The sequence below is a fragment of the Streptococcus gwangjuensis genome, assembly GCF_028156745.1.
GTDB lineage: Bacteria > Bacillota > Bacilli > Lactobacillales > Streptococcaceae > Streptococcus > Streptococcus gwangjuense_A.
This window is the reverse complement of the sequence record NZ_JAODJG010000041.1, coordinates 59,811-73,103: the sequence shown is the minus strand read 5'-3', so window position 1 is coordinate 73,103 and position 13,293 is coordinate 59,811. Positions and strand designations below refer to the sequence as shown.

At 40.7% G+C, this 13,293-nt stretch carries 10 protein-coding genes; all 10 read left to right on the top strand.

What is annotated here, in order from left to right; translation table 11 throughout:
- Nucleotides 1-169: 169 nt before the first annotated feature.
- The 10 genes from N5909_RS09635 to mltG all read left to right on the top strand — a co-directional run bounded on the left by N5909_RS09635 (nucleotide 170) and on the right by mltG (nucleotide 13,287).
- A complete protein-coding gene (locus N5909_RS09635; protein WP_271631196.1) occupies nucleotides 170-2,128 on the top strand; it encodes a peptide ABC transporter substrate-binding protein in 1,959 nt (652 codons plus the stop codon).
- A gap of 315 nt (nucleotides 2,129-2,443) precedes the next feature.
- Nucleotides 2,444-2,899 (top strand): hypothetical protein, encoded by a 456-nt coding sequence (locus N5909_RS09630; RefSeq protein ID WP_271631195.1) that lies wholly within the window; start codon nucleotides 2,444-2,446, stop codon nucleotides 2,897-2,899.
- 164 nt (nucleotides 2,900-3,063) lie between these two features.
- Nucleotides 3,064-4,158: a cystathionine gamma-synthase gene (locus N5909_RS09625; protein WP_271631194.1), complete on the top strand. Its 1,095-nt coding sequence runs from the start codon at nucleotides 3,064-3,066 to the stop codon at nucleotides 4,156-4,158.
- Between the two features lie 7 nt (nucleotides 4,159-4,165).
- Complete coding sequence (locus tag N5909_RS09620) at nucleotides 4,166-5,332, top strand: MalY/PatB family protein (RefSeq protein WP_271631193.1); 1,167 nt, start codon at nucleotides 4,166-4,168, stop codon at nucleotides 5,330-5,332.
- Between the two features lie 92 nt (nucleotides 5,333-5,424).
- Nucleotides 5,425-8,523, top strand: coding sequence for a DEAD/DEAH box helicase (locus N5909_RS09615; RefSeq protein WP_271631192.1), 3,099 nt, complete (start codon nucleotides 5,425-5,427; stop codon nucleotides 8,521-8,523).
- 47 nt (nucleotides 8,524-8,570) lie between these two features.
- Nucleotides 8,571-9,188, top strand: coding sequence for a cystathionine gamma-synthase (locus tag N5909_RS09610; RefSeq protein WP_265465204.1), 618 nt, complete (start codon nucleotides 8,571-8,573; stop codon nucleotides 9,186-9,188).
- Between the two features lie 10 nt (nucleotides 9,189-9,198).
- On the top strand, nucleotides 9,199-10,533 hold the full coding sequence (gene murC / locus N5909_RS09605) for a UDP-N-acetylmuramate--L-alanine ligase (RefSeq protein ID WP_265465205.1): 1,335 nt from the start codon (nucleotides 9,199-9,201) through the stop codon (nucleotides 10,531-10,533).
- Between the two features lie 9 nt (nucleotides 10,534-10,542).
- Nucleotides 10,543-11,031: a GNAT family N-acetyltransferase gene (locus N5909_RS09600; RefSeq protein WP_271631191.1), complete on the top strand. Its 489-nt coding sequence runs from the start codon at nucleotides 10,543-10,545 to the stop codon at nucleotides 11,029-11,031.
- Entirely contained in the window at nucleotides 11,007-11,501 is a 495-nt protein-coding gene (locus N5909_RS09595) for a GNAT family N-acetyltransferase (RefSeq protein WP_271631190.1), read from the top strand. Before N5909_RS09600 ends, N5909_RS09595 begins: the two co-directional genes overlap by 25 nt.
- A 79-nt stretch (nucleotides 11,502-11,580) precedes the next feature.
- The gene (gene mltG, locus N5909_RS09590) at nucleotides 11,581-13,287 is read left to right on the top strand and encodes an endolytic transglycosylase MltG (protein WP_271631189.1); all 1,707 of its coding nucleotides are present in this window, start codon (nucleotides 11,581-11,583) and stop codon (nucleotides 13,285-13,287) included.
- Nucleotides 13,288-13,293: the final 6 nt, after the last annotated feature.

The following is a 13,293-nucleotide window of genomic DNA, read 5'->3' as shown; positions in this document are numbered from 1 at the left end:
TTCTACCATAAAATCTTCAATTTATTCTCTTTTTTATTAATTTGTAGAATAATAGCTAAAGTTTGTAGATGGTAATTTAATTTTTCTTAAATTTTACTTAAAAATCTATTGACTAAATAAAACTCAAGTTGTATAATAAGACAAATATTTAAATCAGGAGGTTCTGAAGATGAAAAAGTCTAAAGCCAAGTATGCAACGCTTGCAGGTGTCGTATTAAGTGCAGGTATCTTATTAAGCGCGTGTGGAAATTCCAGCACAGCGTCAAAAACATATAACTATGTTTATACTAGTGATCCGTCTAGTTTGAATTATCTAGCAGAAAACCGTGCAACAACTAATGATATCGTGGTTAATTTGGTAGATGGGCTCATGGAAAATGACCAGTATGGGAACTATATTCCATCCTTGGCAGAGGATTGGAGTGTATCCAAGGATGGTCTGACCTATACCTACAAACTGCGTAAAGATGCTAAATGGTATACTGCAGATGGAGATGAATATGCTCCTGTAACTGCCCAAGATTTTGTAACTGGCTTGAAATATGCGGCTGATAAAAAATCAGAAGCCTTGTACTTAGTGCAAGAATCCGTTGCTGGTTTAGATGACTATATCACTGGTAAAACAACAGACTTTTCAACTGTTGGAGTTAAAGCACTTGACGACCAAACGGTTCAATATACCTTGACACGACCAGAATCTTACTGGAATTCAAAAACAACGTCAACCATTCTCTTCCCAGTCAATGCTGATTTCTTGAAATCAAAAGGGGATGATTTTGGGAAGGTAGACCCATCTAGTATTTTGTACAATGGACCTTTCTTGATGAAATCCTTTGTTTCAAAATCTGTTATTGAATTCAAGAAAAATCCGAATTATTGGGATGCTAAAAATGTCTTTGTGGATGATGTGAAATTGGCCTATTATGATGGTAGTGACCAAGATGCACTAGCTCGTAACTTTGTCGAGGGAGCTTATAGTTATGCTCGTCTCTATCCAAATAGTTCAAGTTTTGAAGGAATTAAAGAAAAGAATAAGGACAATATCATCTATAGCTTGCAAGATGCTACTTCTTACTTCTTAAACTTTAACCTAGATAGAAAGTCTTATAAATTCACTTCAAAAACAAGTGATGCTGAGAAGAAATCGACTCAAGAAGCGGTTCTTAACAAAAACTTCCGTCAAGCCATCAACTTTGCCTATGATCGTACAGCTTACGGGGCTCAATCTCAGGGAGAAGATGGTGCAACTAAGATTTTGCGTAACTTGGTCGTTCCTCCAAACTTCGTAAGTATCAATGGCAAAGACTTTGGTGAAGTAGTAGCCTCTAAGATGGTCAATTATGGTAAAGAATGGCAAGGAATTAACTTTGCGGATGCCCAAGATCCATACTACAATGCTGAAAAAGCCAAGGCTAAATTTGCTGAAGCTAAGAAAGAACTCCAAGCTAAAGGAGTCCAATTCCCTATTCACTTGGACATGACAGTTGACCAAGCTGCTAAAAAGGGTGTCCAAGAGGCAAACTCTATGAAGCAATCTATTGAGGCAGCTTTAGGTGCAGAAAATGTTGTAATTGACATTCAACAACTCACTACTGAAGATTATGACAATACAAGCTATTTGGCTCAGACAGCAGCTCAGAAGGATTATGATCTTTACAACAGTGGTTGGGGTCCTGATTACCAAGATCCTTCAACCTACCTTGATGTCTTAAACCTTAATTCTGGTGGTTTGTTGCAAAATCTAGGTTTAGAGCCAGGTGAAGCCAATGACAAGGCCAAGGCTGTTGGATTGGATGTCTACACTAAAATGTTGGAAGAAGCTAATAAGGAACAAGACCTTGCAAAACGCTATGACAAGTATGCTGATATCCAAGCGTGGTTGGTAGATAGTGCTTTAGCAATTCCAAATGTGTCTAAGGGTGGAACACCAGTATTGAGAAAAACAGTTCCTTTCTCAGAACCATATTCATTGGCTGGTAATAAAGGTGTCGAATCATATAAATACCTCAAAGTACAAGATAAGACAGTCACAAAAGAAGAATATGAAAAAGCCAAAGAAAAATGGCTGAAAGAAAAAGAAGAATCCAATAAAAAAGCCCAAGAAGAATTGGCAAAACATGTCAAATAAGGATTTTTCAAGAAAAACGATGGTTTCTGAGGAAACTGTCGTTTTTTTAATAGAATGACGTCGAATTTGGAAGAAAAGTGCTTACATTTTTTAATTGGTTTGTTAAATTTATGATATAATGAATATAACAAAAACGTGAGAAACTATTTTCGAAAATCTACCCAGTGTTAACTGAAGTATGCACATTCTAGGACGATTTTATAGGAGGGATGCTATCTACTATAAACGTAAGATAAAACGCAACAAATGATAAGTTCTTCTTCTATGTGAAGAGTTCTTATCTGCCTATTTACTAATAGTTATGGAGGTAAGGTCATGGGCGCTATTATGGAGTTTGCAACAGAAAAACAGATTGAATCACTTCTTTCAACTTGCCACATTGAAGGGCAAAAGAATTTTCTGATGGCTTTCAAGAAAAAGACATGGTTGAAATCCTTTATTGATTTTTTCATTATAGGTGGTTCCTACTATGTTCAGTCGAGTGTGAAGCCTAAGATTCTGGCCTTCACACCTAAGGGAATCTACTTGATGGACATCAGTGATATAATTGAAAATCGCTCTAATCAAGTCCTTGAGATGCCTTGGAATCAAGTTCAAGATTTTACTTATAAGCCAGTCTTGAATACAGTTAGGCTGAATTGGAACTATCAAAATGAAGACTATATTTTTTCCGTGGATGTCGGTCAGATTGGTCAGCATGTGGGCCAATATCAATTTAACAAAGACCATTATGACTATTTAGCCCAACACGATTTCTTTCAGTCAAAGTAAACTCTAGCAATCATCGTCACAAAAGAATCTGGAAGCTTTTCTGGATTCTTTTTAGCTTTACTCGATAAGTCTATAGTTTGAAACTATAACTAGCTCTTGAAAAGAAGAAAATGAGTTGATGAAAATAAGTGGTACAATAGTTACTATAGATTTGGAGGTATTGTATGAGCAAGGAATTACACATTAACACAATTTTGGCCCAGGCGGGTATCAAATCGGATGAAGCGACAGGTGCACTGGTGACGCCGCTTCATTTTTCAACGACTTATCAGCATCCAGAGTTTGGTAAATCTACTGGATTTGACTATACGCGTACCAAAAACCCAACTCGTAGTAAGGCTGAAGAAGTCTTGGCGGCTATTGAGTCAGCAGACTATGCCCTAGCGACTAGCTCAGGAATGTCAGCTATTGTACTGGCCTTTAGCGTCTTTCCAGTAGGAAGTAAGGTCTTGGCTGTCCGTGACCTTTACGGTGGTTCTTTCCGCTGGTTCAATCAAGTGGAGCAGGAAGGTCGTTTCCATTTTACCTATGCCAATACAGAAGAAGAGTTGATTGCTGAGTTAGAAAAGGATGTGGATGTTCTCTATATCGAAACGCCAACCAACCCCTTGATGTTGGAATTTGATATTGCAAAACTAGCAAAATTGGCTCATGCTAAGGGTGCCAAAGTGGTGGTGGACAATACCTTCTATAGTCCTATATACCAACGTCCGATTGAAGATGGAGCAGATATCGTCCTTCATTCAGCAACCAAGTATCTAGCAGGCCACAATGATGTCTTGGCTGGAGTGGTTGTGACCAATAGTTTAGAGCTATACGAAAAACTTTTCTACAATCTCAATACGACAGGAGCAGTCTTGTCTCCATTTGACAGCTATCAATTGATTCGTGGTCTCAAAACCTTGTCTCTTCGTATGGAACGCTCAACAGCCAATGCCCAAGAAGTGGTTGCCTTTTTGAAGGATTCTCCAGCAGTTAAGGAAGTTCTCTACACTGGGCGTGGAGGGATGATTTCCTTTAAAGTAGCGGATGAAACACGTATTCCTCATATTTTGAACAGCCTCAAGGTCTTCTCTTTTGCGGAAAGTTTGGGTGGGGTGGAAAGCCTGATTACTTATCCAACGACACAAACCCACGCTGATATTCCAGCAGAAGTGCGCCATTCTTATGGCTTGACTGATGACCTCTTGCGCTTGTCAATTGGGATTGAAGATGCTAGAGATTTGATTGCAGATTTGCGCCAAGCATTAGAAGGATAAGACAAAGATGGGAAAATATGATTTTACAAGCCTGCCCAATCGTTTAGGGCACCATACCTATAAATGGAAAGAGGCGGAAACGGATAGTGAAGTCCTACCAGCTTGGATAGCGGATATGGACTTTGTAGTCTTGCCTGAAATCCGCCAAGCAGTGCAAACTTACGCTGATCAACTGGTCTATGGCTATACTTATGCTAGTGAAGAGTTAATTAAGGAAGTTCAAAAGTGGGAAGCTACACAACATGGTTATCACTTTGACAAAGAGGCTCTTGTCTTTATCGAGGGTGTGGTACCGGCCATCTCAACAGCTATTCAAGCCTTTACAAAAGAAGGCGAGGCTGTTTTGATTAACACGCCTGTCTATCCACCTTTTGCTCGCAGTGTCAAGTTGAACAATCGTAGATTGATTACCAATTCTTTGGTGGAAAAGGATGGTCTGTTTGAGATTGACTTTGACCAACTGGAGAAGGATTTGGTGGAAGAGGATGTCAAACTCTACATTCTCTGCAACCCTCATAATCCTGGTGGACGTGTTTGGGAAAAAGAAGTCTTGGAAAAGATTGGCCAACTCTGCCAGAAACACGGTGTTTTCTTGGTTTCGGACGAGATTCACCAAGATTTGGCCCTCTTTGGTCACAAACACCAGTCTTTCAATACCATTAATCCTGCCTTCAAAGATTTTGCGATTGTCTTGAGCAGTGCCACTAAAACCTTTAATATTGCGGGGACAAAAAATTCCTATGCAGTCATTGAAAATCCTAAGTTGAGACTGGCTTACCAGAAACGCCAGTTGGCTAATAATCAACATGAAATTTCAGGCTTGGGTTATTTGGCGACAGAAGCTGCCTATCGATATGGGAAGGATTGGCTAGAGGAACTCAAGCAAGTCTTTGAAGACCACATCAATTATGTGGTGGATTTATTTGGTAAAGAGACTAAAATCAAGGTTATGAAACCGCAAGGAACCTACTTGATTTGGCTTGATTTTTCAGCCTATGACCTGACTGATGAAAGATTGCAAGAGCTGTTGAGAAATGAAGCTAAGGTTATCCTCAACCGTGGTTTGGATTTTGGGGAGGAAGGAAGTCTCCATGCCCGCCTCAATGTAGCCATGCCTAAAACACTGTTGCAAGAAGTTTGTCAGCGGATTGTGGCGACTTTTGCCAAACTTTAATAATCCAGCCTTCTAGGAGAAAAGTCTTCCTAGGAGGCTATTTTCATAGAGGAAAATATGGTATAATAAAAAGATAAGGTAAAGGTAGAAATATGGCTAAATTGATTCCGGGGAAAGTCCGTATCGAAGGCGTTGCCCTTTATGAAACTGGTAAAGTTGACATCATCAAGGAAAAGAATAATCGGCTCTACGCTCGTGTTGCAGAAGAAGAACTGCGCTATAGTTTAGAGGATGATTTTGTTTTTTGTGCCTGTGATTTTTTCCAAAAGAGGGGCTACTGTGTGCACTTGGCAGCGCTGGAGCATTTTCTGAAAAATGATGAGCGTGGTCAGGAAATCTTGCAAAGTCTGGAAGAAGGTCATGAAGAAAAAGAGGCCGTTGAAACTAAGGTGACCTTGGGTGGCAAATTTTTGGACCGAATCTTGTCTCCAAAAGCAGAACGTGCCTATGAATTATCGGCTGTGGGGCAAGTGGAAGCAGGAACCAATCATATCTTGTGGACTCTGAGAATCGGGCAAGTCAATAGTCAAAAATACTATGTTATTCGGGATATTCCACTCTTTTTAAAAGTTGTCGAACAGAGAAAACCTTATATGATTGGTAAAACTTATGAGGAGTCTCTGTCTTTGGAAGACTTTGATGAGGCAAGTCAAGAGCTTCTTACTTTCTTGCGCGGACTAACGGAGGAAGGACTGACTCCAGACCTCTTTTTCCAAAATCAAGGCCGACACCTTTTTTTCCCTCTGACCTTTTTTGAGCAGGGTGTGAATTTACTGATGACCCTGCCCCATTTTCAATTTGACCATCAAGTAGATAGTTACCAAACCCTGCTTTTTCAAGATATGAATGCGGATGCCAATCTATTTGCCTTTACAGTAACAGAATACTCTGACTATTTTGAAATGGAAATCAGCGAGAGCCCTAGGGTCAATGTCTTTTATCAGGGGACTGTACTTTTCCATAAAGGACAGGTTTATTTTCTAACAGACCAGCAGGTGCGTCTTCTCAAAGAAATCAAAACGCTGCCTGTGGATCAACAAGGAAAGAAATACCTGCAATTTGATAGCAGTGACCGCGATAAATTGGCTTCTTGTTTAACTCTTTTTAGCCAGATGGGCACTATTTCAGCTCCAGAACGCTTACAAATCAAAACTTTTGCTCCCTCTTTTTACTTTGACAGGGAAGAGGATAACCGGATTCGTCTAGAAATTCAGTTTGATTATGGAGACAGCCAGGTCTCTAGCCGACAAGAGCTGGAAGAATTGCCATTTTCGAGTGATGCTAACTTAGAAGAAAAAATTTTCCAAGTTTGTCTGGCTGCGGGCTTTGAAGCAGATTTTCAATCTTGGCGTCAGGCCTTAAAAGCGGAATCTGTCTACCATTTCTTCCATGAAATCATTCCAATATTTGAAAAACTCGGGCATGTTGACCTATCAGACAAGCTAGAAGAACTTTATAGCCTAGCGAGTCCTCAAGTGCAGATTGCTTCTAAGGGAGGTCTCTTGGAAATTCAGTTTGATTTTCAAGATATTGCCCAAGAGGAAATTGACCAAGCTATGCAGGCCTTGGTTAGTAATCAAGATTTTTACATTGATTCGTCCAATCAAGTCTACTTTTTCGATGACGAAACCAAAAAAATTCGCCAAAATCTACAGGAACTAGGGCAATTTGAATTAAAAGATGGTGCCTTGCAGGCTCGGAAATCTTTAGCTTATAGTTTAGCTCATCTCTTTGAGGGGCGAGACCGTGTTTCTTTTTCACGGGAATTCCAGAATCTGGCCCACGATTTGACACATCCAGAGGACTTCCCTCGACAAGCAACTCAGGTTCAGGCTTACTTGCGTGATTATCAGGAAAAGGGAATTAGCTGGCTACAAATGCTTCATCATTATGGTTTTGGTGGGATTTTGGCTGATGATATGGGACTTGGTAAAACACTGCAGACCATTGCTTTTTTGACCAGTCAAGTGACAAAAGAAAGTCGGGTTTTGATTTTAGCTCCGTCAGGTTTGATTTACAACTGGGCAGATGAATTTAAGAAATTTGCTCCACAGTTGGATGTGGCTGTTGTTCATGGATTGAAAGCTAGTCGTGAAGCGGTTCTTGCTGAGAGCCATCAAATCTATGTGACGAGCTATGCCACCTTCCGTCAGGACAGTGAGCTTTATCAGGGGATGGTCTTTGACTTCCTTTTCTTAGATGAAGCTCAGGTTATGAAAAATGCCCAAACCAAGATTGCCCAGACCTTGAGACAATTTGTGGTGCCGTCAGTTTTTGCCCTTTCAGGGACACCGATTGAAAACCATCTGGGTGAGTTGTGGTCTATTTTCCAAATCGTCATGCCAGGACTTCTGCCAAGCAAGAAAGAATTTATGAAATTGCCAGCTGAGCGAGTGGCTCAGTTTATCAAGCCTTTCGTTATGCGACGTAAGAAAGAAGAAGTTCTGACTGAATTGCCAGATTTGATTGAAGTAGTTTATAAGAATGAACTGGAAGACCAGCAAAAGGCTATCTACCTAGCCCAGTTGCAACAGATGCGGGACCGTCTAGCTCAAGTGTCAGATCAGGAATTCCAGCGAAGTCGGGTGGAAATCTTGTCTGGTCTGATGCGCTTGCGTCAAATCTGTGACACTCCTGCCCTCTTTATGGAAGATTATCAGGGTGCCAGTGGTAAACTGGATAGTCTCCGAGACCTGCTGGTACAGGTGGCAGACGGTGGACACCGTGTCTTGATTTTCTCGCAGTTCAAGGGAATGTTGGAGAAAATTGAACAAGAACTGCCAGACTTGGGCTTGACTTCCTTTAAAATTACGGGTTCAACACCAGCCAAGGAAAGACAAGACATGACTAAGGCCTTTAACCAAGGGGAGAGAGATGCCTTTCTGATTTCCCTTAAGGCAGGTGGTGTCGGTCTGAACCTGACAGGTGCTGATACAGTGATTTTGGTTGACCTTTGGTGGAATCCTGCGGTGGAAGCACAAGCAATTGGCCGTGCCCATCGGATGGGTCAGGAAGAAACGGTTGAGGTTTATCGCTTGGTGACAAAGGGAACCATTGAAGAAAAAATTCAGGAACTCCAAGAGCAAAAGAAACATCTGGTGTCACAAGTATTGGACGGCACAGAGTCACGTGGCAGTCTGACCCTAGCAGAAATTAGAGAAATTTTGGGAATTTCTGAAGCCAGCACTTGAAAAATCAAGACAATACGCTATAATGAAGTGTTGAAAGGAAATAGAAAATGAGAGAAGAACGATTTCCATTGGTCTCAGATGATGAGGTCATGCTGACTGAGATGCCGGTTATGGACCTCTATGATGAATCTGACTTTATCAGTAATATCAAGGGAGAATACCGTGATAAGAATTATCTGGAGTGGGCCCCTATTACTGAAGAAAAACCAGTCAAACCCATTGAAAAGCCAGTAGAGAAACCTAAGAAGTCTGGTTTAGGAGTTAAGAGAGAAGGAAAGAGCTATGCGGAGGTGGCGCGTGAAGAAGCGCGTGCGGACTTGAAAAAGAAACGCTCAGCAAGCTATCTGACTAAGGATATTACTCCTACAAGACGCCATTCTCAGCCAAGTCAGGGTAGACAGGGCAATCAACCTACCGCGCCTTTCCAAAAGGAAAATCCTGGTGAATTTGTCAAATATAGTCAAAAATTGACCCAGTCTCATTATATCTTGGCGGAAGAAGTGAGCCAGATTTCTACTCCAGCTGAGCAAACAGAAACTGCAGGCCCAAAGAAAAACAACTATGATTTTCTGAAGAAGAGCCAAATCTACAATAAAAAGAATCAACAAAAAGAACAAGAACGTCAGGTTGCCCAAGAGTTGAATCTGACAAGAATTACGGAATAGGGGAGAAAACATGTCAAAGACATATCATTTTATCGGAATTAAGGGATCAGGGATGAGTGCCTTGGCCTTGATGTTGCATCAAATGGGGCATAAGGTACAGGGTTCAGATGTTGAAAAATACTACTTTACTCAACGTGGTCTTGAGCAGGCAGGAATTACCATTCTTCCTTTTGATGAAAAGAATCTAGACGGTGATATGGAAATTATCGCTGGAAATGCCTTTCGTCCAGATAACAACGTCGAAATTGCCTATGCGGACCAAAATGGCATTAGCTACAAACGTTACCATGAGTTCCTAGGTAGCTTTATGCGCGACTTTGTCAGCATGGGAGTAGCTGGAGCGCATGGAAAAACGTCAACGACAGGTATGTTGTCTCATGTCTTGTCGCACATCACGGACACTAGTTTCTTGATTGGGGATGGGACAGGTCGTGGTTCAGCCAATGCCAAATATTTTGTCTTTGAATCTGACGAATACGAGCGTCACTTCATGCCATACCACCCAGAATACTCTATTATCACCAACATTGACTTTGACCATCCAGATTATTTCACAAGTCTAGAGGATGTTTTCAATGCCTTTAACGACTATGCCAAACAAATTACCAAAGGTTTGTTTATCTACGGTGAAGATGCTGAGTTACGCAAAATTACGTCTGATGCTCCTATTTATTATTATGGTTTTGAAGAAAAAGGTAATGACTTTGTAGCTAGCGATCTTCTTCGTTCTACGACTGGTTCAACCTTCACAGTTCATTTCCGTGGACAAGAATTGGGTCAATTCCACATCCCAACCTTTGGTCGTCACAATATCATGAATGCGACAGCCGTTATTGGTCTTCTTTACACAGCAGGATTTGATTTGAACTTGGTGCGTGAGCACTTGAAAACATTTGCCGGTGTTAAGCGTCGTTTTACTGAGAAAATTGTCAATGACACGGTGATTATCGATGACTTTGCCCACCATCCAACAGAAATTATTGCGACCTTGGATGCAGCTCGTCAAAAATATCCAAGCAAAGAAATCGTAGCAGTCTTCCAACCGCATACCTTTACAAGAACCATTGCCTTGTTGGACGAATTTGCCCACGCTTTGAATCAAGCGGATGCTGTTTATCTAGCGCAAATTTATGGCTCTGCTCGTGAAGTAGACCATGGTGACGTTAAGGTAGAAGACCTAGCTAATAAAATCAACAAGAAACACCAAGTTATCACTGTTGAAAATGTTTCTCCACTCCTTGACCATGATAATGCTGTTTATGTCTTTATGGGTGCAGGAGACATCCAAACCTATGAATACTCATTTGAGCGACTCTTGTCTAACTTGACAAGCAATGTTCAATAGGCTATTCACATGGAAATTCCAATTAAGATCATTCAGGCAAGTGAGTCTGATTTGGCTGAGATAGAGACACTTCAGGCCTCATCTTTTCCAGCTGAAAAGCAGCAACCTTCTCATATTTTAAAAGAAAGTATCCGTAAGTGTGCGGATACCTTTCTTCTAGCTAGGGATGAAAATCAACTTTTAGGCTATATTCTATCAAGTCCCCAGTCCCACAATCCGCAATGTTTAGAAGTACATTCTTTAGTCATCGAGGCTGACCATCAGAGACAGGGCTTGGGCATGCTTCTTCTTGCGGCCTTGAAAGAGGTGGCAGTTGAGCTGGATTACAAAGCTATTCGTTTGAAGAGTCCTGATGAGCTGCTTGCCTATTTTGAAATGAACGGTTTTATTGATGAAGAAGAAGCAACTTCGCTTTATGCAGCTAATCAAGATTTTAGTATGATTTGGTTTAATCCCTTTTATCTGGAGGCACAATGGAAATTAGGAAAGCAAGATTAGAAGATTTAGATCGTATCGTTGAGATTGAACTAGAAAATTTCTCACTTGAAGAAGCCATTCCTCGCTCGGTTTTTGAGGCTCATTTGCGAGAAATTCAGACCTCTTTTCTGGTTGCAGAAAAAGAAGGTAGAATCATGGGGTATATCGAAGGACCAGTTGCCCCTCACCGCTATCTGCAAGACAAGTCTTTTACAGAAGAGATAGAAGATTACAGTCATGAGCCGGGTGGTTATATCTCTGTGACCTGTCTTTCCATTGCCAAGGAGGCACAGGGCCTAGGACTGGGTCAGAAATTGCTAACAGCTTTGAAAGAGCTGGCTCTTGAACACGAAAGAGAAGGTATTAACCTAACCTGTCATGACTATCTCATTGCCTACTACGAAAAGCATGGATTTGTCAATGAAGGCCAGTCTCAGTCAACCTTTGCAGGGGAAACCTGGTATGATATGGTCTGGGAAGCTAAAAAATAAGCGAGAAAAGCATGCTAGGTTGCTTTTCTTTCGTTTTTAAGATATAATATTATGGATTGTCAACAAGGAGGATAAACTTTTGAGTGAAAAAACAAGAGAAGACGAAAAATTAAGCTTTAAAGAGCAAATTTTACGTGATTTAGAGAGAGTAAAAAAACAAGATAGAAGTGAGCAAGAAAATGAGATTACAAGTTTTGAAACTCCTTTATCTCAAGAAGATTCAGTAGTTCCTTCAACTCAGGAACATGAACCTTCAGCAGAAGAGTTGATGGCTAATTCTCTTTCTGTTGTGGATCAAATATTAAAGAATGCTCCTAGTGTTCCATCACGCTCAAATGACATTTCGGATGAAATTGCAGCAAATGAAGAAGTTGCAGAATCTAAAATTGAAACGGTTGTTGAACCTGTAGTTGAACCAGTAGAACCTATTTTCGAGCCAGTTCAACCAAAAGTAGAACCTGTAAAACTTAACGAAGACAAAGAATTTAACGAGATTCCAACAAAGGTTGCGGTGTCGTATAAAACAAGTAGACAACAGGAAGAAGTTAGTACTCCTGCAGTGGATAATGAGTTGTCTGAGTCAGCTGAATCGACAGATAGCCTAGATTCAGTTCCTAGACGTAGTCGTCGCGAAACTGTTAAACCTGTTAAGAAGAAAAAATCACATTTGAAGGCTTTCTTCATTTCACTACTGATTTTCCTTGCTCTGATTTCGGCAGGTGGTTACTTCGGTTATCAGTATGTTCAGTCATCCTTGCTACCTGTTGATGCAAATTCTAAGGAATATGTGACTGTTCAAATTCCAGAAGGTTCCAATGTCCAAGAAATTGGGAATTCTTTGGAAAAATCTGGTTTGGTCAAACATGGAATTATCTTCAGCTTGTATGCTAAGTACAAAAATTACTCTGATTTCAAATCAGGATACTATAACTTGATGAAGAGCATGAGTACAGAGGACATCATTAAGGAACTACAAAAAGGTGGTACACCTGAACCTCAGGCTCCATCTCTTGCAAACTTGACAATTCCAGAAGGATATACCATTGATCAAATTGCCCAAGCTGTAGGACAATTACAAGGTGAATTTAAAGAGCCTTTGACCGCGGATGCTTTCTTGGCTAAAGTGCAAGATGACAACTTTATCAGTCAAGAAGTTGCTAAATATCCAAACCTACTCGAAAGCTTGCCAACGAAAGAAAGTGGAGCTCGTTATCGTTTGGAAGGTTATCTTTTCCCAGCGACCTACTCTATCAAGGAAAGCACGACTATTGAAAGCTTGATTGATGAGATGTTGGCAGCCATGGATAAGACCTTGACTCCGCACTATAGTGCAATTAAGTCTAAGAACTTGACAGTTAATGAATTGCTAACAATTGCTTCACTGGTTGAAAAAGAAGGGGCTAAGACTGAAGATCGTAAGTTGATTGCAGGTGTCTTCTACAATCGTTTGAACCTTGGTATGCCACTACAAAGCAATATCGCAATCTTGTATGCTCAAGGCAAACTTGGCCAAAATATCAGCCTAGCAGACGATGCTGGAATTGATACATCGATTAATTCACCATACAATGTTTATACAAAACCTGGTTTGATGCCTGGTCCAGTAGATAGCCCAAGTCAGGACGCGATTGAAGCAAGTATCAATCAAACTAAGAGTGAGAACCTATACTTTGTAGCCAATGTTACAGATGGTAAAGTCTATTACGCAGTGACACAGGAAGAACATGATCGTAATGTAGCTGAGCACGTCAATAGCAAGCTTACTCAAAATAGTAGTTCAAACTAAGACTAC